This is a genomic window from Bacillus xiapuensis, assembly GCF_002797355.1.
Lineage (GTDB): Bacteria > Bacillota > Bacilli > Bacillales > Domibacillaceae > Bacillus_CE > Bacillus_CE xiapuensis.
In genome coordinates, this window is record NZ_KZ454940.1 from 571,084 (window position 1) to 597,427 (window position 26,344).

Consider the following 26,344-nt stretch of genomic DNA (forward strand, 5'->3'; position numbering starts at 1 on the left):
GAGGACTTTTTCCTCCCTCTTCCATTAAACTAGGAATAGAGGTGATAAAATGAAAACGCGATTCACAACCATAATCAGCGCCGCTTATTTTGTAATCATGCTCGGCTGCTTTCTATTTTTCTGGATGAAGGAGGATTCTTATCGCTATCCGATCGCGCTCGGAGGCATGGCAGCCAGCATCCTGCCGCCGCTCATTGAATGGAAGGCCCGCTCCCCGCTGAAGAAACCGCTAATCCTTTCTTATTTTATTTTTCTTATTGGCTCACAGGTCTTCGGCTCCTTAATGCGCTTCTATGACCTCGGCTGGTGGGATACTTTTCTGCATGTTGTAAGCGGCGGACTGATTGCTTTTGCCGCTCTGGCCTGCTTGGAGCATATGACGGCCCCTGCTGCCAGAAACGGAATGTCAAGAGGTTTCATCTTCTTATTTCTGCTCTCGGTCAGCGTTTTTGGCGGGGTATTATGGGAGGTGTACGAATTTTCTGCTGACCAGCTGATTGGCACGCAGACGCAAAGCGGCGGCAATACCGACACAATGGGCGATTTAATCGCCGATACACTTGGCGGTCTGGCCGTCAGCGGCTATCTCGCATGGAAGCAAAAGAAATGATCTTACACGCAGGACGATGTTCCAAAACAAGCATTCCGTTTTTCGGTAAGCGGCCCGCAGCCAGCGCTGAATTCTTTTTTCCATACTAATTAATCAGGAAATAAGTCGCCTTTTTAGCGGCTTCCGCATGATTAACCTGCCGTTAACATTTGATCAACATTTACCCTCTACACTGAAATGGAAGGAAGCATCCGCAAAAACAGAGGAGGGTTTATGATGAGCAAGGAGTTGGACAGACGAAGCTTTATTAAAATGGGCGGGATGGGCACGCTGGCATTAACGCTTGCTTCGACTGGAATGCCCGTCGACTTATTCAAGGATCGCGCCGCGTATGCGGAATCATCTTTTAACGCAAAGCTGCAATTTAAACCGGATGGAACGTTCAAAATTGTCCAGTTTAACGACACGCAGGATGACGAACGCATTGACCGCCGGACATTGGAGCTGATGGAAAAGGTGCTTGACTCGGAGAAGCCGGATTTTGTCGTGCTGAATGGCGATAATATCACTGGCGGCTGTGATACACCGCTTGAAATGAAGCAGGCGATTAATAATATCGCTCAGCCGATGGAAAAGAGAGGCGTGAAGTGGGCCATCACATACGGAAACCATGATGAAGATTCCACGCCAAACAGCGGCATTGATGAAGAAGGCATGCTGAGCATCTACATGTCCTATCCGCACAACATGAACCAGCGCGGGCCGAAGGATGTAACAGGAACAGGGAATATGAATTTGCTCATCCGCGATTCCAGCGGACGAAAAGCAGCATTCAATCTGTGGCTGTTAGACAGCGGCCGATACGCACCGACAACCATTGCCAATCAAGACTTTCAAGGCTATCCGACATGGGACTGGCTGCGCTTCAATCAGGTTAAGTGGTATTATGAAACCTCCCAAAAGCTCGAGAAGCAGTTTGGAAGAAAAATCCCTTCTCTCGTGTTTATTCATATACCTCTTTGGGAGCATCGCTTCATGTGGTTTGCCAGCGTAGAGGCAAGAACAGAAGAAGATCACAAGCTTGCCGTGAAAAAACATCAAATTACCGGAGAAAGAAACGAATCAGAATGCACCGGCCCCGTCAACAGCGGCTTATTCTCAGCGATGTTAGAAAGAGGCGATGTCAAGGGAGTCTTTTGCGGGCATGACCACATTAATACATATGCCGGAAATTACTACGGCATTATGCTCGGCTACGCCGGCAACACCGGCTTTGGCACCTACGGTCTCCCCGGGGCAGAACGCAATCGTCTGCGCGGCGCTCGAGTGTTCAATCTGGACGAAAATGCGGCAAACGTGCTCACGGAAACGCATATGGTATTCGCCAAAGATTACGGCATTGATTTGACAGCCAACGATCAAAGCATCGACCCGCTTTCGCTGGAAAAGACAAAGAAAAAGAAGCCCGTTCACTCCTGAATACAGCAATACTGCAGCGGAGCATTCGTTTAGCTGACGCCCTTTCTTGCCAATTCATGTTGTCGCGTCAAAGTAAAAGAACCAAAGAGTACCCTAAAACCGGCATTCTTTGGTTCTTTTAAAATCACCCTGCAATTCCACTCACCGAACAGCCTCTTACACTTTAAACTGGCTGATTAATTTCTGAAGTTCCTCCGCCCGGTTTGATAAAGCACTGGCGGAAGCCGCTATCTCTTCCATGGAAGCAAGCTGCTGCTCAGCCGATGCGGCAACATTTTGCGAATGCATGGATGTATTAGATGAGACTTCGGCTAGTCCCGCTACGGCGGTGACCACCTCTTCTGTGCTTGCGGACACTTCCTCCGCCGTTGCGGCCATATCCTCTATTTGCTCCGCAAGTGATTCCATAAAGGCAAGAATTTCTTTAAAGTTATTCGCCGTTTTGTGAACAATGTTCAAGCCACCCTGCACATTATCCTCAACTCGTTCAATCGATTCATTGGATGTCTCCATCTCCTGTTGAATCTCGAGAATCAAACGGGTTATCTGCGTCGAAGAATGATGCGACTGTTCCGCCAGTTTTCTTACCTCTTCCGCGACAACGGCAAAGCCTTTGCCGTGCTCTCCCGCTCTAGCGGCTTCAATGGCGGCATTCAGCGCCAATAAATTGGTCTGTTCAGCAATTCCTGTAATGATATTCGTGATTTCTCCAATTTCTTTGGAGCGCTGATCCAGCGACTTGATGATCGTACCGCTTTCATGGACAGAGCGGTTGATTTCATTCATTTGTTCCACCGTACCATGAACATAGCCCCCACCGTCCTGCGCCAGCTTCGCCGTTTGCGTGCTGACCTCAGAAATCGAAGAGGCTTTCTCCGCTATAAATTGCACTCCGCTGCTGACTTCCGCCAACGCGGCTGAGCTTTCTTTCACGCCTGCCGTTGAATGCTCAGCATCGTTCGCTACGGATTGAATCGATTCCGCAATGGTTTCCGTCGCTTGGCTCGTCTGTTCCGAGCTAGCTGTCAGCTCTTCTGAAGAGGAAGCTAAATGCTCCGAGGTAGCAGCCACTTCATTCATCATCTCTTTCAGCTTGCCAGTCATCTTATTATAGCTGTCAGCCAGGCTGCTTAGCTCATCGCCTGCCGCATCCTTCACCTGGACAGTCAGATCGCCGCTTCCAGCCTTGGCCAGTGCATCCGAAAGTACCGTCAATCTTATTTTAATTCTTCTTGTAAACCAATAGCTGATGGCGAAAGCGATCGCAATCATCCCGGCTAATACAAGAAGGAATTTAACGAGAAATTGAGATAAGAGGCCGTCAATGATTTTCTGTGAAGCCCCCATATAGAGCATGCCCACCACGCGGTTATCGCCATCCTTGATTGGCATATAGGCCGTCTGATACGTATGGCCGGCGACATTCGCTTCACCGTAATAATGCTTTCCTTCCTTAAGCACGGTTTCACTTACTTCAGCGGACGCTTGGATGCCAGTCGCTCGGCTTCCGTCTTTTTTGACATTCGTCGCTACACGGGTGTCCCCCTGAAAGACCGTAACCGTGTCACCTGTATCGTCGCCGATCTCATCCACCAATTGATGATTATCATTTATCAGCGTATCTCCCTTATACAGTTTGCCATTTTGTATATTCCACTCCCCCGGATATTCAGCGTCCATATAACGAAGCGCCATGTGAAGGTCGCTTTTCGCTTTTTCAACAGCAAACTTCTCGATTCCTTTCGTGATCTGCTGATTCACAACAAGTCCAATGGCAATAGACAGCAAAAGAATGACCGCGATGATCATGATATTCATTTTAGTCGCAAACTTTAATTTCATTTGGTACACAGTCCTATCTATAATGTGTAATGATTTACATAGTAAACCCTTCCTTATTGATATCGGCTATTTTTGTTAAAATATAATAGAAAATGTTTATTTTTATCTATTTATGAGGAAAAATGTCGTTTTATTTGATTAATATAAGGAATATTTTTACCCGATTGCGTGACTGAATATCATAAAATGCACCAGATCGATATGTGAACCTGACGAAATCATGAATTTCGTCAGGTTCTTTTTTCATTCTGGCTCTTATTAAATAAAAGTGATCCAGCCAAAAATAAAGGTATTTCATTTCTTTGTATAAGTTTACTTTACTTTTATAAAAAAATGGTTTGTTATTTGATTCAAGAGGTGAGTGCCATGAAGAAAGATTTTGGTGATTCGATATCAAATAAAGTGTATGAATATCGTGTACTTGCCAGAATGTCTCAGCAAGAATTAGCGGATAAAGTCGGAGTTTCCAAACAAACCATCTTCGTAATGGAAAAAGGAAATTATGTCCCGACTCTGCTGTTAGCTTTTCGCATCGCCGAATTTTTTAAGGTGGATGTAAACGATATTTTTACTTATGTGAAAGGAAGTGATCAAAATGATCAATGAGTTTTTCTCAGATATCCACAACGCCATTTTTCCCCTTTAAAGTCTTGGGCTGAACAATCGACGGGAAATTGGAATACTCTCCTTGGAGTTGGTTTTTTACTGCTTATAGGCAGTGCGATTTTTGCCTATATATTTCATAGAAAGATGGGGCCTGCCGATGAGCGGACAAGTAAAATCTCATTGAAGAGTGCTTACTGTATGCTGTGGGCAATTATACTATGTGACATGATTTTTCCCAAAGACTATATGTGGAACATCTTTTTCTTGTTCAAATATGGGCTGGGCATTTTAGCTGGCGGGATTTACTTGGCCGTTCAATATAAAAAGGATTTTTCATAAGAAAAAGCCTAGGCTGGAGGAATAGACAATGCTGATAAATAAGCTAACTAAGCGATATGGACAGTCAATCGTTTTGAAAGATCTCTCTTTAGAATTCAGCCAAGGAGAAATCGTTGGTCTAATTGGAAGAAACGGCGCTGGCAAGAGTACTTTGATGAAGATTATAACGCAAATCATTCAAACCTATGATGGAACAGTTGCAGACAATCATCAGGTAGGCTACTTGATCGAGGAACCAAAGCTATTCAGTAATAAGACGGGATTATACCACTTAACATATTTTTCAGGAATTTACGGAAACACCTTCAAACTCAATAAATACGAGAAGATCTTAAGGAACCTGCAATTATTCGATGTGCTGAATAAAAAGGTGAAGGAATATTCTTTAGGCATGCGGCAGAAGTTAGGAATCGTCATCAGCCTCCTAAATAACCCAAACTATATTGTATTAGATGAACCCACTAACGGCATGGATGTGGAAACGTCATTTGAAATTCTGCAGGAATTGAGAAGAATGGCTGATGAATGGAATGTCGGTATTTTGATTTCTAGCCATAAGCTAGAGGACATTGAAGCTGTTTGCAATCGTGTTTTATTCATAGAAGATGGCACGATTGCCGGTGAACAGCACTTTAGTAATAATGAGCAACGAACGCTCACGCTAGTCTTTGAAAATTCGGTTGATTTAGCCACATTTGCTATGAAGCAAAACGTCGGGCGCATCATCCACTCCGGTGACAAAGATATTCAAATCGAAACAGTTGCGGAAAACGCTGAGATTTTCGAGCTGATCAATCGACTAGGCCTCCGACTAATTGATTTCACTGCGGAGAAGAAAACTCTGCGCAGTGTCTATATGAACAAATTCAGAGGTGAAGAGCATGACACTAAGTATTAGCAAATATGTGACTTACAACCTGAAAGAGCTGCTTAAAAAAGGGTATCTGGTCATTGGTTTGTTGGGTGCTTGTATACCTGCAATCATTGTGACTTACTTTATCCTTCATAATTCCACGCCCTTTAACATCAAATATGTATCAAATTTTTATTGTATGCTGGGTATGCTGGCAGCCGTCCTATTGCCGCTTTACTTTATCACGCTTTACTTTATCAATAGAGACTACTCGACTAAAACGATTTCTCTGATCAATAACTCAGTGCAAAATAGAAGAAACTATTGTTTCGCGAATGGCATCATCGCTCTTTCGGTGAGCTTACTTTTTACAATGACAGGCATCGTATTGCTTCTGGTTGCGAAAACACTTGAGGTTCCTGGTGACTTAAAGCTCTCTTTCTTGGCTGGATTTTCTGTGAATGTCTTTCTTCTGGTGATGACCTATTTCTTACTTGGGTACATTCTATTCTTATATGGCGTTCGCAGCGGTGCTGTTTATGGGATCTTAACCGCCTTGTTGCTGTTTTTCCCAAACATGTTATTTAATATCCAGAAGACGATCCATAACGAGTTTCTTTTAGAGTTGATTGAAAACTTTCCTGGGTATTACTATCCAGTAATGGTCGGTTCAAACCCCCTCTCTCCTTTACAATATTCTATTGGCTGCCTTGCACTAATCGTTTTGTTTGTAGTTGTCCTTAAAAAAAGCGAAAAAATCGAAGTATAGAAATCGTTTACTTGTCCAGAGGAGGAAATCGAATCATCCATTACAAAAAAATTCTCCCATGATGATTCGATCATACTTCTCATCGTAGGATCGAATCATCAACTGGACATTCGAGACATGCGATTAGCGATGCCATAAAGGAAACCGACTTTTAAGGACGGCCCCTTCTTTCTTTTGTCTATTTCATTCCACATCATTTTTAACAGTCTTGCTAAATTCCAGTAATCCACCAATGCCGCTATGCTCAATGGGGGAATATGCTGCCAAACAGTCACGATCAGAGATACCCCTATTATCCCGCAGTTTGCTCCCGATAAAGAGCTAAAACTGTGGATTGAACTCGTTAGCTATGAAGATATGGCACGAAAACTGGATGTGAAAAGAAAGCGGACGGAGCGAGATCTATTAGCCGCTCATCAATAGCTAAGGTCTGTTTCGTTGCTTTACGCGGCCAAAGGCGGTCCGCAAGCACTCGAATGCCATTCTCTTCCTCAGCTTTCTCATAGGCTCGTTTTATACGCACTGGCAGCTTTTCTCTCCCTACTCATACCTCACTTGATTTCTGCCTGCTCTTTTCGCACGGTACAAAGCTTGGTCGGCTTGATTAAATAGCTCATCCACCTTGCCGAGGCTTCCATCCCATGTGGAACCCCCCACGCTGATCGTGACATGCGAAGTCACCGGTGATACGAGATGCTCTATTTGCATCTCTTGCACTTTCTGCCGCAGCCGATTCGCTAGCAGCAGTGCTTCCTCTTTCCTTGTTGACGGAAGAATTACGGCGAATTCTTCCCCGCCAATTCGGCAAGCGCTATCCTGAGCCCGCACATTCTTGTGCAGCGTTTGAGCGACGGTGATTAAACAGTCATCTCCCTTTTGGTGGCCATATGTGTCATTATATTGCTTGAAATAATCGACATCAATGAGGAGCAGCGAAAGCGGCAAGCCGGATTGAATAGCCTCTCTCTCCTCTATCCGCAATCGTTTCTGAAAGTAGCGGCGGTTATATATTTTCGTTAATTCATCCACATACACTTTGCTTTTTAACGCTTGTTTTTCTTCTTCCAGCCGCTGCAACTGCTGCTGATAATGGGTGATGTCGCGGGAAATGCAGATAATTTCTCCATCCTCCGCCGTCAATATATTTTGCGTTTTCGTTTCAAACCATATGTAATGGCCGTCTTTATGGCGAATCCGATAGCAAACCGTTTGAATCCCGCTTTCAAAGTGAATCCGCTGATGGACGGAGCGAATATGCGGGATATCCTCCGGATGAAAAAAATCATAAGCATTCCTGCCGATCATCTCTTCCGGCTCGTACCCAAGCAAGGTCGCACCTATCGGAGAAACATAGGTGTACACACCTTGCAGCGAATGAAGAGAAATGAAATCGGTCGAATGCTCAACAATCATCCTGTATCTCTGCTCATTCTTTTGCAGCTCGGCTTCCGCTGATTTTTGTTTTGTCACATCCGTAAAGGAAATAACCGCGCCCAAACATCCGCCGTCTTCCTGCTGCAAAGGAGTTGCCCGAAGAAGAAAGCGCCGGCTATCCATTTGAAAAGGGGGTGCGTATTCGTAAATATAGCTTGTCTTCTTGCCCCCCAGCACTTGAATGATGCCGTTTCTTGCTTCTTCATCACATAAACGAAGAAAATTATGCCCCGCGAAAGCTCCGGCCCGCATCGTCTCATCGGCTGAAAAGAATGTCATCCATGACCGATTCACATCGACAATATCGCCCTCTTTATCCAAAATCGCCGTTGCATCCACTAATGAATTGAATAGAGCCCGGTACCAGACTCCTTGATGATATGTTTTTATAATCATTCACCCTTTTAGGTATTTTTACCCGAAACTTTTGAACTAAACACCGATGAGCTGATTGGTTCAAATACAGCGGGGATTCCTAACCTCCCCCCGCTCTTGCAAAGAAGAACAAAAGCTGCCATCATAGCGCTTGTCGTGCAGACCCTAACGAAACTGAGAAGAGGCTGAACGGATGGACTGCTAACGCCACTCCATCCGTCACGGCAAACATCGCCAGCCTGAGAACCGGGATTGGCCGCAAGCATTCCCGCATTGCGCTTCTCTTTTGCATCCCGTTATTATATATCATGATCAAAAAAGGGGAGCATAGCAATTTGAATTGTTTTCCTATACAATTTAAATTAAATAAGTAAGATTGTGTGGTGAGTCGATTGTTTAAATTGCTGTTGATTGAGGATGATGCCAGTTTATTTCATGAAATCAAGGAAAGGCTGCAGCAATGGTCTTATGAAGTGTACGGCATCAAAGATTTTGGCCAAGTCATTCAAGAGTTTGCGGCTATTGCGCCGGATTTAGTTATTATTGATATTCAATTACCGAAATTTGATGGCTTCCATTGGTGCCGTTTAATTCGTTCTTATTCCAACGTCCCGATTATCTTTCTATCCTCACGCGATCATCCAACCGATATGGTGATGTCGATGCAGCTGGGTGCCGACGATTTTGTCCAAAAACCCTTTCATTTTGATGTCTTAATCGCCAAGATTCAAGCGCTTCTTCGGCGTACATATGATTATAATGCGGAGCTGGCTGAGTTAAAAACGTGGTCCGGAGCGACTGTGGATTTTGACCGGAACACCGTTGCCAACGACGCGGGCACGGTTGAACTGACCAAAAACGAAATTCTGATATTAAAAAAACTGATCGAACACAAAAATAAAATAATCAGCCGCGATGAATTGATCAAAAGCCTGTGGGACGATCAGCGTTTTGTCAGCGACAATACGCTCACCGTCAACGTCAACCGCCTGAGAAAGAAGCTGGATGAGCTGGGGCTGGGATGCTTGATCAAAACCAAAACAGGACAAGGCTATGTCGCCGTGGAAGAGGATGTCCAGCATGATCCGTAACTACTTGATTGAAAGAAGGAGCTGGATCGCTTTATTTGTCTTCATCCAATTATTGACCCTTTTCATTACTTTGGTTGATCCCTCCATTCCTTTCGCGTCTGTTCTGTACCTTACCTTTTTGTCGTCACTTGTGTTCTTATTTTTCCTATGGATCCGTTATCATAAAGAGACCCGATTCTATAAAGAGTTGACTGAACGGAACGGCGACCTGGATGCCGCTATGCCTCCCGCTGCCGACAGTCCTTTAGAGCGGCTCATTTCCGAAAGCCTGTTGAGGCAAACCGAGCATTTGAAACGGAAGGCTACCGCTAACGAGCTGGCACTTGAGCAAGAAAAAGACGAGCTGCTGTCTTGGATTCACGAGGTCAAAACTCCGCTGACAGCGATGTATTTAATGATGGACCGCCTGCAGGATGAAGCGTTAAAGGCTGATTTAATCCGACAGTGGCTGCGCATTCACCTGCTGCTTGATCAGCAGCTGCACCAAAAGCGCATCCTTTTTATGACAAATGATCTGTATATTGAACAGACCGATTTGGAAAGCCTCCTTTTTGGAGAAATTAAAAGCTTGCAGCCCTGGTGCATCCAAAAGAGAATCGGATTCGATATCGACCTGCAGTCAACGACCGTGCTGAGCGACGCTAAGTGGCTGGCCTTCATTATCCGCCAGCTGCTGACAAACGCCGTGAAATATAGCGAAGCGTCAGATATTAGCATCAAAAGCAACCAGCAGCACGGCCAAACGGTGCTGATGATCCAAGACAGCGGCCGCGGCATTGATCCGAAAGACCTGCCGCGCATCTTTGAAAAAGGCTTTACCTCCACCACTCGGCATGATGACAGCGCCGCCACCGGCATGGGACTCTACCTAACAAAAAAAGCCGCTCAGCCGCTGCATATCCGGATTGAAGTGCAATCTGAACTGGGAAAAGGCACGACCTTCACACTCATCTTTCCGAAACAGAATGACTTTGTGGAACTCACAAGCATGTGACAAAAATGTCACATGCTTTTCTTTTTTGTTAGGCCAATCGCAGGAAAAGCGTTGAAGAGCCTTTTATAATGAAGAAGAACTAATCAAAGGAGCGTGTAATTATGACCATACTGCAAGCGACAAAACTTCATAAAAGCTATGGAAATAAATTCAATAAACAAGAAGTGTTGAAAGGCATTGATATGAGTGTCGAAGAAGGAGAATTCGTAGGGATTATGGGACCTTCGGGCTCCGGGAAAACAACCTTGCTGAATGTGCTTTCCTCCATCGACCAAGCAAGCAGCGGTACGATTATGATCGGCGGCAAAGAAATGACGAATATGAAGGAAAAGCAGCTAGCGGAGTTTCGCAAGCATCAGCTGGGCTTTATCTTTCAAGATTATAACTTGCTCGATACGCTAACGGTTAAAGAAAACATTCTGCTTCCTTTATCGATCATGAAAACGCCTAAAAAAGAGGCGGAGCAAAGATTTCAAGCGCTCGCTGCGGATCTTGGAATTCTTGAGCTGAAAAACAAGTACCCTAGCGAAATTTCCGGAGGCCAAAAGCAGAGAACCTCGGCCGCGCGCGCCTTCATTCATCAGCCAAGCATTATTTTTGCGGATGAGCCGACAGGTGCACTCGATTCAAAATCCGCCTCCGATTTATTAAACAAGCTCAGCGAATTGAACCGAACACGCAAAGCGACCATTATTATGGTCACTCATGATCCGGTCGCTGCCAGCTTCTGCAGCCGGGTGGTTTTTATCAAAGACGGACAAATCTATACACAGCTGAATAAAGGGGACCAGAACCGGCAACTCTTCTTTAACGATGTTATGAAAACACAAGCTGTATTAGGCGGTGTGCAAAATGAGCACTAATCAGCTGATTCTGCGCAATTTCAAAAAGAATATAAAGAATTATTACCTTTATATATTTGCACTCGTGTTTAGCGTGGCATTGTATTTCGCCTTTGTGACTTTGCAATACGACCCGGGCATGGAGGAAGCAAAATCGAGTATTAAAGGGGCTGCAGGTCTTAGAGCCGCTTCCGTTTTACTGATTGCCATCGTCTCGGTTTTCCTTTTATACGCAAACAAAATTTTCATGAAGCGGCGCAGCAAGGAAATTGGATTATTCCAATTAATCGGCATGACGAAAACCCAAGTCTTCCGCATGCTGAGCCTGGAGAATCTCCTGCTTTATTTCAGTTCCTTATTTGTGGGAACCTTCTGCGGCTTTGCTTCGTCTAAATTAGTGATGATGGTGCTGTACCGATTGATGGGAATTAATAAGATCGCCGAGCTTTCTTTTTCACCGCAGGCTTTCGTCCAAACATTGATCGTATTTACAGCCATTTATCTTTTGATCCTGCTGACGAATTACTTATTTATTAAAAAGCAAACCATCCTGTCACTGTTTAAGGTTGTGTCGACAACAGAAGGCCGGGTGAAAAAGCTTTCTCTATTGGAAATGATGATTGGCATTGCCGGCATCGCTTTCATTATTGCCGGCTACTACATCTCTTCCAAATTATTCAGCGGTGATTTCGTCTCCATGAAGAGTCTGGCTATGGCAATGATTTTGATTTTGGCATTGGTGATCATCGGCACCTATCTTTTTTACAAAGGATCCGTCAGCTTTCTCGGTAATCTGGTCCGCAAGAAGAAAGACGGTCACTTAAACATCAATGAAGTGCTGTCTCTCTCTTCCATCATGTTTCGCATGAAGTCAAACTCCATGTTGCTGACGATTATCACGACCGTATCGGCACTGGCGATCGGCTTATTATCCTTAAGCTATATTTCCTTTTACTCAGCGGAAAAGTCAGGAAAGAACTATGTACCGAATGATTACTCGTTTACAAACGAAAAACAGGCAGCACAATTTACCCAGGAACTGGATGATAACGGGATTTCTTATCATAAGCGCCGCGTTGAGAATATTGCCGTTCCCGTCAATATGTCGGGAATATCGGAAAATGGAAAACAGGATTTACCGAAAGAAATGCCCTCCCCAAAAGCCGCTGTTATTAGCGATCAGTCGGTCAATGGTGTGGATCTCTCGCCGAACGAAGCGATGTTCACCGGCTACAGCGATATATTAAGAAAATTACTTCCACTGAAGGACAGCGGTCAAATCGGGCTGAAAACAAAAACAGGAAAAATCCTGACTCAGAAGTCTATCGGCATAAGTGATGAATATATCATTTCGTACCACTTCACCGGCGGAGGGGTTACATTGATTGTTGATGCAACTGTCTTTGAGCAGTTGAAGAAAGATTTCGATCCAGAGATTCAACCTCAAAAGGACACTATTATCTACACCGGTATTGACATCAAGAATGAAGCCGACAAGAAAAAAGCTCATAAGCTGTTTAAGCAAGTGCCATTTAGCGGAAATGGAATAACTGAAGCTCAGTCTGACTATATACAAGGGCAAAAAAGCACGATGGGGCTTGCCATGTTTATCGTGGGCTTCTTAGGGCTTGCATTCCTCATAACCTCCGGATGTATTCTTTACTTTAAACAAATGGATGAAAGTGAGGAGGAAAAAGCTAACTACACCATTTTGCGAAAAATCGGTTACACACAAGGCGATTTACTAAAAGGGATTCAGTTAAAGCAGCTGTTTAATTTCGGCATTCCGCTGATCATTGGCTTAATTCACGGCTACTTCGCCGTTCAATCGGGCTGGTTCCTATTCGGCTCTGAATTGTGGACACCTATGATGCTCGTCATGGTTATCTACACCGCACTTTACTCTATCTTTGCTGCACTGTCTGTCCTTTATTACAAAAAAGTGATTAAACAAGCGCTGTAAAGCGTTCAAGCAAGGGGCTGTCCAGAAGCTTACTGGACAGCCCCTTTCGTCTTTACAGCGCTTCTTTCCCTTTTAAAGGCTAAAAAAAGGATGGCTTTGGACACATTTAGGAACCAAGGGGTTTATCACCTAGCTGCAGCAGGTGATGAACCCCTTTTTATTAGGAAGGAGACTTTTTCAGCAACCTCCCTCTTTGCCGGGAATTTTTTCCGTTTTCTCCTGTTTACTCCCGATAAAAAGTGGTAAAGATGGAATAGCAAGATCACGATGTTGTCTGATAAGGAGGATGACCATGGCGGAAAAAGAAGAAAAAAAGACGATGACAAGAAGACGCTTTATACGCAATTCCAGTTTGCTGGCAGGCGGTGCTGCTATTGGCGGGGGCTTGCTGGGAACACTCATTGGCGTCAATTTAGATGAGCAGGAACAAACAAAAACGGATCAGCAAACAGGCCATAATCAAACCGGCAACGGACAAGCAAATAACCGGGCTCTGATGTATTTCACAAACCGCGAAGATTTCGAGGTGCTGAGTGCCGCCACTGAACGGATTTTCCCGGAGGACGATTTAGGTCCGGGAGCGGTCGGGCTGGGCGTTCCCTACTTTATCGACCATCAATTGGCCGGAAACTATGGAAACAACACAAGAGAATACATGCGGGGTCCTTTTTTTCCGGGAGCGGAAACACAAGGATACCAGTCTCCATTAAAGCGCAATCAAATTTTCGACGAAGGCATCCGCAAAATGAAGGAATTAAGCCAAAAGAAATACAAAAAGAACTTCCATGATTTAACGGGTGAGCAGCAGGATGAGATTCTTACTCAGTTCGAAGAAGGCAAAGTCAAAATGCGCGGTGTTACATCTTCAACCTTCTTCAGCTTGCTTCGCTCAGCGGTGCTGGAAGGCGCCTATGCTGATCCGCTATACGGAGGAAACGCCAATATGGCTGGCTGGAAAATGAAAGACTATCCAGGGCATCAGGCAAGCTACCTCGCCCAAATTGAGGCAAAGGACTTTAAAAAAATCGAACCGCAAAGCTTGCATGCATTTCATAAATAAAGGGGAGGATATATATGGCAAAGACACTGCCTAAAGTAGATGCCGTCACGATTGGCGTTGGCTGGACAGGCGGCATTGTAGCCGCAGAGCTCGCCAAGCAAGGGCTGAAGGTCGTAGGGCTGGAACGCGGAAAAGACCGCTCAACCGAAGACTTTTTAATGATTCACGATGAATATCGCTACGGTATTCGATACGAATTAATGCAGGATGTATCCAAGGAAACGATCACCTTTCGCAATAAACCTTCTGAGCGCGCTTTGCCGATGAGAAATATGGGATCGTTTCTGCTCGGTGAAGGAGTCGGCGGTGCCGGCGTTCACTGGAACGGCCAGAATTTCCGTTTTCTTCCCTATGATTTTGAAATTAAATCCATGACGGAAGAGAAATACGGAAAGAACAAGCTGGGCCCTGACTACTCGATTCAGGACTGGGGCATTACATACGATGAGCTGGAACCCTATTTTGATAAATTTGAAAAAACCATCGGCGTCAGCGGAGAAGAAAATCCGCTTGGGGGCAAACGCTCCAACCCTTATCCAACACCGCCGATGAAAGAGACAGTGATCACGAAGAAATATAAAGAGGCGGCGAAAAAGCTTAACCTGCATCCTTATCATATGCCGTCCGCAAACCTGAGCAAAAACTATAAAAACCCCGACGGCGAGCAAATCAACGCTTGTCAGTACTGCGGATTTTGCGAACGCTTCGGCTGTGAGTACGGGGCCAAAACGAGCCCGAACATCACCGTCATTCCAACAGCGAAGAAAACGGGAAATTACGAGCTGCGCCCCTATTCCAATGTCACCCGCATCCTGCATGACGGCAAGAAAGCAACCGGCGTTTTATATGTGGACGTATTAACAGGCGAACAGTTCGTACAGCCGGCTGAAATGATTGCCTTAACGAGCTACGTAATGAATAACAACAAGCTTCTGCTTACTTCCAAGCTCGGCAAGCCCTACAATCCGAAAGACGGAACCGGCATCATCGGCAAAAATTACTGCTATCAGATTCTTCCGGGAGCGGCAGGCTATTTTGAAAAAGAGCGCTTCAATACTTTCATGGGAGCCGGTGCTTTAGGGGCGACAGTAGATGACTATAACGGCGATAATTTTGATCATTCAGACCTCAACTTTATTCATGGAGGCAGCTTATCGATCACGCAGACCGGCGCCCGTCCAATTCAAAACAATGCCGTACCGCCGGATACGCCGAGATGGGGCAAGGAGTTTAAACAGAAGTCGATCTACTACTTTACACGGACCTTAAACATTGTCGCGCAAGGAGCCTCCATGCCCTTTCGCTACAATTATTTAGATCTGGATCCGGCTTATAAGGATGCCTACGGTGAGCCGCTGCTACGAATGACCTATAACTTTACCGAGCAAGACAAGAATTTATACAAATATATCGCCGATAAAGCAACAGATATCATGAAAGAAATGGGGGCGGATAAGGTGGTGACCAATGAATCGGCCGAGAATTATAACATCGTACCTTACCAAACCACCCACAATACGGGAGGCGTCATCATGGGGGATGACCCTGCTTCATCAGCCGTTAATAACTATTCACAAATGTGGGATGCCGAAAACGTCTTTGTCATCGGCGCATCGGCATTCCCTCATAATGGCGGCTACAATCCGACAGGAACCGTCGGCGCCTTAGCTTACCGGGCCGCTGAAGGCATGGCTAAATACAGCAAGCAAGGCGGCATTCTAGCATAAAAAAAGGAGGGAGAAGTATGGGGATCGCCAATATCGGCATACCTGGACTCATTATCATTCTCGTCATTACGCTCATTATATTCGGGCCGAAGAAGCTGCCTGAAATCGGCTCCGCCTTTGGCCAGACATTATCGGAATTTAAACGTGGAGCCAACAAACTAATGAACGATGACGAAGCAGAAGACAAAAAAGCGAAAAACGATCAGCTTCCAAAAGCGTAATGCAGGAGGTGAATGGGATGGAAAAACCTGAAACCGCAGAAGAGCTTGCCTTAACCGAAGCGGAAAAAGAACAGACACTCGTCGAGCATTTAACAGATTTGCGAAAAGCGGTCTTATCTTCTGTCATTTGCGTGCTGATCGTGTTTGCCGGCATGATGATCAGCATGCATAAGATCCTTCCGCTTCTGTCTCATGACCATAAATTGGTGATGCTTGGGCCTCTGGAAGTGATCAGGCTCTATGTCGGAATTAGTCTAGTGCTTGCTTTAGGTTTATCTGCACCGTTTATCTCGTGGCAGCTCTGGAAATTCTCTAAACCGGCACTGACCGACCGCGAGAGCAAAACCGCCTTATTATTTCTGCCGGCGATATTTTTCAGTTTTCTCCTTGGCATCGTCTTTGGCTTTTATGTGACCTTTCCCACCGTCTACGGATTTTTAATAAACCTTGGTGAACAAAATTTCGACATGATGGTCACAGCCAAGGAATACTTCCACTTTTTAATTATGACGACCGTGCCGATGGGCATTTTATTTGAAGTGCCGCTTTTGCTGATGTTTTTGACGGCTGTTCAACTAGTCACACCAGCCAAACTAAAAAAAGCAAGAAAATACGCTTTGCTCGTTCTGGCTATAATCTCAGCGGTAATCACTCCGCCTGACTTTATCTCGCAACTGCTTGTGCTCATCCCGCTCATCTTGCTGTATGAAGCAGGGATTATCTTATCAAGCTTAACCATCAAATGGGCGGATCGCAAGAATCATCGCAAGCAATCCATCGCGTGAACTACCCGCCACCTACGCTTCGCTTAGAAGTGGGAGACTTCTTTCGGATAGATGTAAAAAAAGAGGATGTTTCATCAGGAGCTTCACCTGACGAAACATCCTCTTTTCATTCGCTCCCCTGAACGGCTGCGGGCACTTGGGAGAAGATAAAACAAGCCGCCGTCAAGGTGTCCGGATTCACTTGTTCAATAAATTCTTCCCCTTTCCTATTTAGATGAAATCTTCCTATTTTCATATAAAAGAAATCAGCGAACTTTATGCGTTCATTTCTTTTACAGCTGCCCAGCAGTTCTTCGGCGCAATGATGAAGCTGGAAGCGAATCCGTGATCCCCCTGCTTCCCCCCCCATTCTGGATGCTTAAAAAAACACTTGAACCGTCGCTTGTTCAAGTGTTTTATCAGTCAATTACAAATAAAACGGCCGGTCCAGATGGTAGAGCCGCTGATACCGTTCATTCGTCTGTAAGAGCTGTTCGTGGGAACCTTCCACAGTCAGCTCTCCTTTATCGAGAAACAGCACGCGGTCGGTTTTGTGAACAAAAGCCAAGTGATGAGTAATCCACAAGACTGACTTATCCCGCAGTACAGCAAACATCGTAGCCAACAGCTCCTTCTCGGTCAGAGGGTCTAACCCCACTGTCGGTTCATCCAAAATGACGATGGGCGCATTTTGAAGAAGAATGCGGGCTAAGGCGATGCGCTGCCGCTCTCCGCCTGAAAAGCGGCTGCCCATTTCATACATTGGCGTATGATACCCGTCTGGCAGTGAGACAATCAAGTCATGCATCTTCACTCGTTTAGCCGCTTCATACACCTGCTCATCCGTTGCCTCCAGATTTCCTAAGCGAATATTATTGAGGATTGTGGTATCAAATAAATGCGGCTGCTGATTTAACACGGCAACCCATTTTGTAATCTGATCACCGATATCAGCTGTAGCCGTGCCATTTATCGCAACCGAACCCTGAACTGGCGATACCGTTCCTTCCACTAGCTTTAAGACCGTGGATTTCCCTGACCCGCTCGGTCCGAGCAGAGCAACATGTTCTCCAGGCGCTAAGGAAAAGGAAACATCTTTAAGAACAGGCGGTCCGTCCGCATATTGAAAGGAGACGCGATCAAACATTAACTGCAGCGGCTCATCAGGCAAAACCATTGCTGAATCTGCATTCTTCGCAAAGCGCTCGCTGTCCTCCTCCACCTTTGAAAGCCTGTTAATTGATTCCTGATAAGAGGGAATTTCGCTAATGGCATCCGATAAAGGCAGAAAGGCTTCCGTAATCGGAAAAAGCACTAATACAAAAGCGGCGATCAGCGTGTGAGCAATCTCTCCGCTGGCGGAAGCATTCGCTGTCCATGCAAGCATGGAGACGACCATCACAGCAATGACAATTTGTGCGGCCGAATTTCTCCAGCGGATAAAACGGTTCCGCTTTCTCTCCAGCCCTAGCAGCTGCTGCTCCGCCTGCTCATATGCTTCAATAAACTCCGCTTGGCGACCGCTGTGCTGCCAAGCGCTGATTCCCATCACCGCATCTGCCAGCCGGTCATAGAGAGCGTGGCGGTCTTGCTTAATCCTCCGCACGTTCGCTTTCATCACAAGCAGAGACACAAACGGGAACAAGAACACGAGCACTCCCGCATAGATCGCCATCAATAGAGCAAATGGCCAGGAGAAGAAGCCGAGCGCAGCAACGGCAATCACATATAAACACAAGCTGACTAAGCTCGGGAAAACCGTTTTTAAATATATATCTTGAAGCCGTTCAATATCATCCGCCAGCATGCCCAGAACATCCCCGGTTTTCAGCTTGGCGAGCGGATGCGTGATTTGCGGTTCAATCAGCTGATACACCTTCAAACGCATTCGGGAAAGAATTTTCAATACGGCATCATGTCCGATTAACCTTTCAATGTAACGCGAAACCGCTCGCCCGATGCCAAACGCCCGCACAGCGACAATGGGAATATAGATCATTAATAGATTTTCTGGCCGCGTAGCCGCCTTGGAAATGAGGAACCCAGAGACAAACATTAAAAAGGAAGCCGAAAAGACCGTTAGCAGCCCGAAGAAAATGACAAACAGCAATAATCCTTTATTCTCTTTTAAATAAGGAAGAACCCAGCCTTTATCCTTCATGTCTCATCCCCCATTTGTATCTTCACCATCTCGCAGTACGGCCCTTTCTTCTTCATTAACTCCTCATGGGTTCCCTCTTCTATAATAGTTCCGTGTTTCAAGAAATAAATATAATCCATCTCCTTCATCCAGTGCAGGCGATGCGTGGCAAGAAACACTAATTTATCTTGAAAGAGGGCAAGAAATCTTTTCTTTAAGTCATACTCTGTCTCGATGTCCAAGTGGGCGGTCGGTTCATCCAATAATAATAGCGGGCGATCCTCAAGAAAAGCCCGGGCAATGGCTACTCGCTGGGCTTGTCCGCCGCTGAGTGAGCGTCCGCCTTCACCAATCTTCTCATGCAATCCGTCCGGGCATTCTTTCAGCAGCTCAGATAAGCCCGCCTGCTCAGCCGCCCATTGCACTTCTTCCAGCGCAGCATCCGGACGGTAAAAAGCAATGTTCTGCAGAATGCTGCCCTGAAACAAATACGGTTGCTGAGGAATATAGTTCAGCTGCTTTTGCCACTCCTTGCGCTGCAAGTGAGAAAATGACTGTCCATTGATTTCGATATTTCCTGAATGAGTTTCCGCGAAGCCGCCGATCAAATCAATAAGCGTTGACTTTCCCGCACCGCTTTCCCCAACAATGCCAATCTTCTGATACCCTGATACAGAAAGGCTGACATCTTTCAGTGACGGCTGGCCCTTTGGATCATGCTGAACGGTGGCAGAGGTTAAACGGATGCAGCTCTGTCTGCTCCAATCGGAAATAGGGCTTCTTTCTTCCGTTCGAAAACGCGGAATAGCGGCGATTTCTCTCAGCTTTTTCCCGGCTTCCTGCCCGTTTAGCGATGCGTGGTAATCAGAGCCAATCTCTCGTATAGGGAGAAAATATTCGGGAGCGAGAATTAGAATGGTCAGGGCCGGCAGCAAAAGCATGTCGCCCTCCACCAATCGCAGCCCTAAGAAAACCGCCACCGTCGCAACAGAAAGCATGGTGAAAAAGTCCATCGCGAAGGAAGACAAGAACGCAAACTTCAACGTGCCCATCGTGGTTTTCCGGTAGCGGCTGCTGACCGCCTCAATGTTCTTGCTGTGAAATTTGCTTAACCCCAGATACTTTAATGTTTCCAGTCCTCTCAGGGAGTCGACAAAGTGATTCGAAAGCACGCGGTACATGCTCCACTGCTTATCGGCCTTTTTTTGGGCCGCCCAGCCCAGCAGAATCATAAAGGCGATCAAGATCGGCAATGTCACAAGCAAAATAATGGCTGATGTCCGATCCTGCACACCGATGTAGATGACCACCATGCCCGGGATGATCGCCATATTCATCAGCTTTGGCGTAAACAGCACAAGATACTGCTTGAAATGGGACACTCCCTCCAAGAGCAATGTCACAATACTGCCTGTTCCAAGCTGTTTTGCGATGCGCGGTCCTTGATGAAAGAGGTTATCAAGCACTTCAGCGCGCAATTTCGTTCCGATATTGTCGGCATAGCGTTCCGCGAGTTTTTGCTTGATATGATGAAGGCCATGACGGGCAAGAAAGCTAAGGGCAAACAACAGTGTCTCGAAATACATCTCCTGCCATTTCCCCGAATGAAAAAGATGAGTGACCACCTCCGCAAGCATGATCGCTTGCAGAAGAATGGACACTCCTTGTAAAAACGTTAAGATCGCAAAAGCACCTAATAGCTTCTTCATTCCTTCATATTGAAGCAATTGCTTATCCATTAATAAACCATGTCCTTCCCATCTACACGCTTACGGAATACATAGTAGCTCCAAATCTGATAGCCGAGCACGAAAGGAAGAAGAGTTAACGCGACAATAGTCATCACTTTTAACGAATAAGCTCCCGAAGCCGCATTATAGACTGTCAGATCATAAGTGTTCTTAATAGAGCTGATCATCACGCGCGGGAACAGCGCCACAAATATCGTAGCAATCGTTAAAGCAATGCCGGCACCACTGAAAAAGAACGACCAGCCGTCGCGCTTCATCTTCAGCATAAAGATGACGGCTGCGTAGCAGACAACAATCAAGACAATCATCGGAATCGTAACTTGTTCTCTATAGGTAAACAAATCCGTTTCTCGATAAGACAGCGCCACGAAGGCGACAAGGGCAGCCAGCACTGCAAAAATGACTTTTTGAGCGAGCTGGCGGGCGCGCGCTTGCAAATCACCGACTGTGCGCAAGGTTAAAAACACTAATCCGTGCAGCAAGCATAATAAAGTAACAGTCACCCCGCCCGTCACGGAATAGACATTGACATAATCTGAAAAGCCGGCGCGCAATGTCATCGTTTCATCAATCGGCATACCTCTTAACAAGCTGGAAAACAGCACTCCGAATAGAAATGGAGGCAGCAGGCTTCCGAAGAAGATGACCCAGTCCCATGCTTTGGTCCATGAAGTATGTTCGACCTTTCCTCTGAATTCAAAAGCCACCCCGCGACCGATCAAAGCGAGCAGGACAAAGACAAACGGGATATAATAGCCGCTAAACATCGTTGCATACCAGTGAGGAAAAGCGGCGAATATTGCCCCTCCCCCCGTAAGCAGCCACACTTCATTCGCATCCCAGAAAGGACCGATCGTATTGACCATGATTCTTCTTTCCAAATCGTTTCTTCCCAATAGACGCCCGGCCATGCCTACACCAAAGTCGAAGCCTTCCAGAAAAAAGAAACCGATAAACAGAACAGCTACGAGTATAAACCACAATTCACTCAATTCCATTATTGGATAGCCTCCTTGCTAAACGGATCAATGGTTTCGCTTCTATCAGCAGGATCGTGAGTATGTTCGGTTCCCTTCTTAATTTCTCGAACGAACAAATACACGAGCACAATCGCCAGAATCAAATAGATCGTTGTAAAGGCGATGAAAGAAAATAATAAGGCCTCGTATGATACGTTAGGGGAGACAGATGCCGATGTCGTCATCAATCCGAACACCGTCCAAGGCTGACGGCCGATTTCTGTCATAATCCAGCCTGCTGTATTGGCGATAAATGGAAAAGAGATCAGCGCCACCATCGCTTTTAGGAACCACTTTTTATGAGCCAGCGTCTTTTTGAACTGGAACCATAATCCCAAGAGAGAAAACAAGATCATCGCCATGCCGGCTGCCACCATCACTCTAAAGCTCCAGAATGTGGTTTTAACTGGCGGGATATAATTGCCCGGTCCATACTTTTCTTCATACTCCTTCTGAAGGGTCAGCATGCCCGGCACCGATCCGGAGAACTTCTCGTACGTTAAATAACTTAATGCGTACGGAATCGCAACCTCAAAGGAATTTTCTTGCTTTTCTACATCAATGTTGGCAAATAATGTCCACGGAGCTGGATCTTCACTGTCTTCCCACAGCCCTTCACTTGCAGCCATTTTCATTGGCTGAGACTGCATTAAATGCTGCGCTTGGGAATGTCCGCTCCAAGCAATGCCGATTCCAGAGATTAAGGCTACAACTAAAGCCAAATTGAACGATTTCGCAAAAAACACTGTTTCTTGCTTTTTTAATAATTTATACGCACTGACGCCGGCAATGAAAAAGGCACCTGTTGCCAACGCGCCAAATATGACATGCGGAAACTCCACTAATAGCTGCGGATTAGTCAATAGCGCAAAGAAATCATTCATTTCTGCTCTTCCGTTTTTCATGACAAACCCTACCGGTTCCTGCATAAAAGAGTTTGCTGCTAAGATCCAAAGAGCGGAGAGCATTGTTCCGATCGAAACAAGCCAAATGCACATTAAATGCACTTTCTTCGATAACCGATCCCAGCCAAAAATCCATAATCCAATAAATGTAGATTCCATAAAGAACGCCAGCAGCGCTTCAATGGCAAGCGGCGCCCCAAACACATCGCCTACAAATCGCGAGTATTCCGACCAGTTCATTCCAAATTGAAATTCCTGAATAATACCGGTCACAACACCCACGGCAAAGTTAATGAGAAACAAATGTCCCCAGAACTTCGCCATCTTCTTGTACACTTCTTGCTTTTTCACTACATAGAATGTTTCCATCAGAGCAACCATAAACACTAGCCCGATTGATAAAGGCACGAACAAAAAGTGAAAAATGGTCGTTGCTCCGAACTGAAGTCTGGCTAACATTAACTCAGTCATGTCTTTCCCCTCACATTTTCTATGTTTTACCCATCAAATTCTTGCACGTTCACCGTTTCACAATGCAGAATATAATTTTATTGTAATGGAGAAGTGTGAGGGATGTATGAGATAAATTTAAACAACTTGTGAGAATTATTCGTATAATTTGTGACAATAATCCTATATGGTTTATTTTTCACATAAATCTTTTTACTTACTATTAAGTAATATTTAGGTAATGATATCTAGAAAAATATGGTGAATGATGGGGAATAAAAAAAGGAGATAGAGCCGGTGACTCTATCTCCTGCATAACAGGTGATCATACCTTTAGAAGAAAAAGGAAAGCACATAGGTCCATATACAAACAAATGCTAATAACCCGAAGCTATATTTAATCGTCATTTTCGTTAAAGCGGCTTCCTTCCCAGTCTCTCCTACTGCGGCTGTAGCAATCGCAATGGATTGCGGAGAAATCAGCTTAGCAATTACTCCACCGGCCGTATTCGCTGCGACTAATAGGGATGGATTCGTACCAATAATATTTCCGGCTGTGACTTGAATAGGCGCAAACAAAGTGTTGTTATTGACAACAGAGCCGGTCATAAATACGCCAATCCAGCCAAGGATCGGTGACAGAATCGGAAAGACATTGCCGGCCGTTGCAACCGCTTCTCCTAAAGCGACGGTTAAGCCACCATAGGTCATTAGCTTAGCAATTCCGATAATCGCACTGATCATCACGATAGGCACCCAGAACTCCGCCACCGTTTTTTTCAACAATCCGAGGCTTTCCCGGAAATGGATGCGGCTGGTTGTCGCAATCGTTGTCAGCCCCGCTAATAATATCGCTGTTCCCGTAGATCCGAGTATATCAATATTGACGGAAATAGAAGATCCAGGTATTATAAACTGTACTATCGAAAATTCTAGCGCTCCGCCTTCAGCAAACAGCCCTTTAAACGCTGGCAAACTCCAGATTAAAACGAACAGCGTCAATAAGTAAAACGGAGACCATGATTTCACCACTTCAGATGTGGAATGCTTCTCCACTTCAGCGGATTTTCCGCTTAGCAAGAAGATATGCTTCGGCTGCCACTTTTTCAGGAACAGCGCCAATATTCCCATAGCTAATAATGACGGAATGATGTCCGCTAACTGCGGACCGACAAAGATTGTGATCAGCGCCTGAGCCGCTGTATACGTCGTCGATACCACGAATATCGCCGGCAAGATTTCTTTAATCCCTTTAAATCCGTCAATGAGCCAAACTAATAAAAATGGAATCGTGAAGTTAATAATCGGCAGGGTAAGCGCACTGATAACGGACACATTCATTGAAGTGACATCATGCCCCAAGTTAAAGGTGTCAATAATGCCAACCGGTATTCCGATCGCGCCGAACGCTCCCGCTGCCCCATTAGCAATTAAGCATAGCATAGCAGCTTGAAGCGGCTGAAATCCTAGAGAAACTAACAGCACCGCACAAATAGCAATCGGTACCCCAAATCCTGCTGCGCCTTCCAAAAAGGCGTTAAAGCAAAAACCGATTAATAAAAGCTGAATGCGCTGGTCCTGTGAGATCTCCACAATGTTACCGCGCAAAATATCAAATTTCCCTGATTTGACCGCGATTTTATAAAGCCAAACTGCCATTATGATAATATAACCAATCGGCCATATTCCTTGGATCAATCCTTGGATGATGCTGCCTGAAGCATCACCCAATGGCAGCTTAAAGATAAAGAAGGCGATAAGAAAGGTAATAAATAAATTTAAAAGTGCAGCATGAATACCTTTCATCTTAAACAATGTTAAGCACAAAAGAAATAACAAGATCGGTACAGCGGCGATTAATGCTGAAATAGCCAAGTTACCGAATGGATCAAATGTACCTACTAACATAACAATTTCCCCTTTTAGCTAAGCATCTGCTATCTTAGCTGATTAAATTGTTTAGAAATGAGAGCTTGAACATCTTTAAGGGTTTGAACAGACTGCGCAAGTTTTTCTTTTTCACTATCATCTAATGAAAGCTCGACAATTTTCTTGACTCCGCTGCGGTTGATGACCGCTGGAACACCCATATACACATCGCTGTGGCCATTTTCTCCTTCTAGCAATGCCCCCACTGGAAGGATTACATGCTCATTTCTCAAAATCGCTCTTGTAATTCTGGCTAATCCCATTGCAATTCCGTAGTAGGTTGCCCCTTTAGAGTCAATAATTTGATAAGCGGCATTGCGCACTTGTGAGGAAATCTCTTCCTTTCTTTCCTCCGACAGCTGGGAAGCGATCGGTGTGCCGGAGATGTTCGCTGAGCTCCAAACCGGAAGCTGAGAATCCCCGTGTTCACCGATAATATATCCGTGTACACTGGTCGGAGCTGTATCGAATTCTTTGCTTAATAAATAGCGGAATCTTGCCGAATCCAACACAGTGCCCGATCCGATGACTCTCTCCTTCGGAAGTCCGGAAAATTTCCAAGTAGCATAGGAAAGGATATCCACCGGATTGGTAGCAATTAAGAAGATGCCATTAAATCCGGATTCCATGATGTTGCCGACAATCGACTCAAAGATGCTCACATTTTTATGCACGAGATCCAATCTGGTCTCTCCAGGCTTTTGCGCAGCACCGGCACAAATCACAACTACAGCTGCATCCTTGCAGTCTTCGTAGGAACCAAATTGGATATTCATGGCACTTGGCGCATACACAAGCCCATGAGCTAAATCCATGACATCGCCCTTCGCTTTCTTCTCATTTAAATCCACGAGAACCAATTCATCTGTAATCCCCTGGTTCATCAATGCATACGCGTAGCTTGATCCAACGGCTCCTGTTCCTACTAACACCACTTTGTTGCCAAGAGTAAAGTTCATCATGATAGCCCCCTATCGATTTTGGTAATTGAATCCTTCAAGCTTCACTTCTAACTGCCAACCCCGTTGCTTCTCTAAAAATAAGGAATTCCTTACACAACAACTATCATTCTTTTTTAAAAAAGCATCGAGAAGTGTGAAATATTTCACGAATAAATCATACTATACCGCTTTCATCCCTGCAACAATTTTTAGCAATTATTCTGTATATAAACTTCCGTCAGACTCCCCCCTTCAAAAATGATCTAAAAAACCAAAGGTATAAGCGGGAGACCGCGGCCT

Annotated in this window: 23 protein-coding genes and 2 pseudogenes; 15 read left to right on the forward strand and 10 right to left on the reverse strand. The window is 45.3% G+C overall.

What is annotated here, in order from left to right; translation table 11 throughout:
* Positions 1-49 precede the first annotated feature (49 nt).
* Both CEF20_RS14465 and CEF20_RS14470 read left to right on the forward strand, forming a co-directional pair.
* Positions 50-610 carry a DUF2238 domain-containing protein gene (locus tag CEF20_RS14465; protein WP_100332577.1) on the forward strand — a complete coding sequence of 187 codons (561 nt, stop codon included), beginning with the start codon at positions 50-52 and terminating at the stop codon, positions 608-610.
* Positions 611-826: 216 nt separating this feature from the next.
* Complete coding sequence (locus tag CEF20_RS14470; protein WP_232713545.1) at positions 827-2,029, forward strand: metallophosphoesterase family protein; 1,203 nt, start codon at positions 827-829, stop codon at positions 2,027-2,029.
* A 156-nt stretch (positions 2,030-2,185) separates the two neighbouring features.
* Here CEF20_RS14470 and CEF20_RS14475 read toward each other — a convergent pair whose 3' ends face one another.
* Complete coding sequence (locus tag CEF20_RS14475; protein ID WP_100332579.1) at positions 2,186-3,871, reverse strand: methyl-accepting chemotaxis protein; 1,686 nt, start codon at positions 3,869-3,871, stop codon at positions 2,186-2,188.
* Positions 3,872-4,237: 366 nt separating this feature from the next.
* Here CEF20_RS14475 and CEF20_RS14480 point away from each other — a divergent pair, with 366 nt between their 5' ends.
* The 4 genes and pseudogenes from CEF20_RS14480 to CEF20_RS14495 all read left to right on the forward strand — a co-directional run bounded on the left by CEF20_RS14480 (position 4,238) and on the right by CEF20_RS14495 (position 6,438).
* The gene (locus CEF20_RS14480; RefSeq protein ID WP_100332580.1) at positions 4,238-4,477 is read left to right on the forward strand and encodes a helix-turn-helix transcriptional regulator; all 240 of its coding nucleotides are present in this window, start codon (positions 4,238-4,240) and stop codon (positions 4,475-4,477) included.
* Positions 4,467-4,816, forward strand: a pseudogene (locus tag CEF20_RS17160) (DUF2178 domain-containing protein). The gene CEF20_RS14480 and the pseudogene CEF20_RS17160 overlap by 11 nt, the downstream one beginning before the upstream one ends.
* Before the next feature lie 28 nt (positions 4,817-4,844).
* Positions 4,845-5,714 (forward strand): ABC transporter ATP-binding protein, encoded by an 870-nt coding sequence (locus CEF20_RS14490; RefSeq protein WP_100332581.1) that lies wholly within the window; start codon positions 4,845-4,847, stop codon positions 5,712-5,714.
* Positions 5,698-6,438 carry an ABC transporter permease gene (locus CEF20_RS14495; protein WP_100332582.1) on the forward strand — a complete coding sequence of 247 codons (741 nt, stop codon included), beginning with the start codon at positions 5,698-5,700 and terminating at the stop codon, positions 6,436-6,438. The genes CEF20_RS14490 and CEF20_RS14495 overlap by 17 nt, the downstream gene beginning before the upstream one ends.
* Positions 6,439-6,536: 98 nt before the next feature.
* Here CEF20_RS14495 and CEF20_RS16735 read toward each other — a convergent pair whose 3' ends face one another.
* The 3 genes from CEF20_RS16735 to CEF20_RS14505 all read right to left on the reverse strand — a co-directional run bounded on the left by CEF20_RS16735 (position 6,537) and on the right by CEF20_RS14505 (position 8,268).
* Complete coding sequence (locus CEF20_RS16735; protein ID WP_157796303.1) at positions 6,537-6,713, reverse strand: hypothetical protein; 177 nt, start codon at positions 6,711-6,713, stop codon at positions 6,537-6,539.
* A 68-nt stretch (positions 6,714-6,781) separates the two neighbouring features.
* On the reverse strand, positions 6,782-6,961 hold the full coding sequence (locus CEF20_RS14500; RefSeq protein WP_100332583.1) for a DUF488 family protein, N3 subclade: 180 nt from the start codon (positions 6,959-6,961) through the stop codon (positions 6,782-6,784).
* A gap of 17 nt (positions 6,962-6,978) precedes the next feature.
* On the reverse strand, positions 6,979-8,268 hold the full coding sequence (locus tag CEF20_RS14505; RefSeq protein WP_100332584.1) for a GGDEF domain-containing protein: 1,290 nt from the start codon (positions 8,266-8,268) through the stop codon (positions 6,979-6,981).
* A gap of 371 nt (positions 8,269-8,639) precedes the next feature.
* Between CEF20_RS14505 and CEF20_RS14510 the strand changes: the two genes are divergently transcribed.
* From CEF20_RS14510 to CEF20_RS17555, 9 genes and pseudogenes are all read left to right on the forward strand, one after another.
* The gene (locus tag CEF20_RS14510; RefSeq protein WP_100332585.1) at positions 8,640-9,338 is read left to right on the forward strand and encodes a response regulator transcription factor; all 699 of its coding nucleotides are present in this window, start codon (positions 8,640-8,642) and stop codon (positions 9,336-9,338) included.
* Complete coding sequence (locus CEF20_RS14515) at positions 9,328-10,332, forward strand: sensor histidine kinase (protein WP_100332586.1); 1,005 nt, start codon at positions 9,328-9,330, stop codon at positions 10,330-10,332. The genes CEF20_RS14510 and CEF20_RS14515 overlap by 11 nt, the downstream gene beginning before the upstream one ends.
* A 101-nt stretch (positions 10,333-10,433) precedes the next feature.
* Positions 10,434-11,195 (forward strand): ABC transporter ATP-binding protein, encoded by a 762-nt coding sequence (locus CEF20_RS14520; protein ID WP_100332587.1) that lies wholly within the window; start codon positions 10,434-10,436, stop codon positions 11,193-11,195.
* Positions 11,185-13,137: an ABC transporter permease gene (locus CEF20_RS14525; protein ID WP_100332588.1), complete on the forward strand. Its 1,953-nt coding sequence runs from the start codon at positions 11,185-11,187 to the stop codon at positions 13,135-13,137. Before CEF20_RS14520 ends, CEF20_RS14525 begins: the two co-directional genes overlap by 11 nt.
* Before the next feature lie 286 nt (positions 13,138-13,423).
* The gene (locus CEF20_RS14530; RefSeq protein WP_100332589.1) at positions 13,424-14,197 is read left to right on the forward strand and encodes a gluconate 2-dehydrogenase subunit 3 family protein; all 774 of its coding nucleotides are present in this window, start codon (positions 13,424-13,426) and stop codon (positions 14,195-14,197) included.
* Positions 14,198-14,211: 14 nt separating this feature from the next.
* Positions 14,212-15,924 (forward strand): GMC family oxidoreductase, encoded by a 1,713-nt coding sequence (locus tag CEF20_RS14535; RefSeq protein WP_100332590.1) that lies wholly within the window; start codon positions 14,212-14,214, stop codon positions 15,922-15,924.
* Positions 15,925-15,941: 17 nt separating this feature from the next.
* A complete protein-coding gene (tatA, locus tag CEF20_RS14540) occupies positions 15,942-16,145 on the forward strand; it encodes a twin-arginine translocase TatA/TatE family subunit (RefSeq protein ID WP_100332591.1) in 204 nt (67 codons plus the stop codon).
* Between the two features lie 17 nt (positions 16,146-16,162).
* On the forward strand, positions 16,163-16,930 hold the full coding sequence (gene tatC / locus CEF20_RS14545) for a twin-arginine translocase subunit TatC (RefSeq protein ID WP_100332592.1): 768 nt from the start codon (positions 16,163-16,165) through the stop codon (positions 16,928-16,930).
* A 229-nt stretch (positions 16,931-17,159) separates the two neighbouring features.
* Positions 17,160-17,258, forward strand: a pseudogene (locus CEF20_RS17555) (carboxymuconolactone decarboxylase family protein); the annotation flags it as partial.
* Positions 17,259-17,336: 78 nt separating this feature from the next.
* Here CEF20_RS17555 and cydC read toward each other — a convergent pair.
* From cydC to CEF20_RS14580, 6 genes are all read right to left on the reverse strand, one after another.
* Positions 17,337-19,070 (reverse strand): thiol reductant ABC exporter subunit CydC, encoded by a 1,734-nt coding sequence (gene cydC / locus CEF20_RS14555; RefSeq protein WP_100332593.1) that lies wholly within the window; start codon positions 19,068-19,070, stop codon positions 17,337-17,339.
* Positions 19,067-20,788, reverse strand: a complete 1,722-nt coding sequence (gene cydD / locus CEF20_RS14560) for a thiol reductant ABC exporter subunit CydD (protein ID WP_100332594.1) — start codon at positions 20,786-20,788, stop codon at positions 19,067-19,069. Before cydD ends, cydC begins: the two co-directional genes overlap by 4 nt.
* Entirely contained in the window at positions 20,788-21,798 is a 1,011-nt protein-coding gene (cydB, locus tag CEF20_RS14565) for a cytochrome d ubiquinol oxidase subunit II (protein WP_232713546.1), read from the reverse strand. Before cydB ends, cydD begins: the two co-directional genes overlap by 1 nt.
* Positions 21,798-23,195: a cytochrome ubiquinol oxidase subunit I gene (locus CEF20_RS14570; RefSeq protein ID WP_100332596.1), complete on the reverse strand. Its 1,398-nt coding sequence runs from the start codon at positions 23,193-23,195 to the stop codon at positions 21,798-21,800. The genes cydB and CEF20_RS14570 overlap by 1 nt, the downstream gene beginning before the upstream one ends.
* Positions 23,196-23,507: 312 nt before the next feature.
* Positions 23,508-25,082, reverse strand: a complete 1,575-nt coding sequence (locus CEF20_RS14575; protein WP_100332597.1) for an L-lactate permease — start codon at positions 25,080-25,082, stop codon at positions 23,508-23,510.
* 29 nt (positions 25,083-25,111) lie between these two features.
* The gene (locus CEF20_RS14580; RefSeq protein ID WP_100332598.1) at positions 25,112-26,062 is read right to left on the reverse strand and encodes an L-lactate dehydrogenase; all 951 of its coding nucleotides are present in this window, start codon (positions 26,060-26,062) and stop codon (positions 25,112-25,114) included.
* Positions 26,063-26,344: the final 282 nt, after the last annotated feature.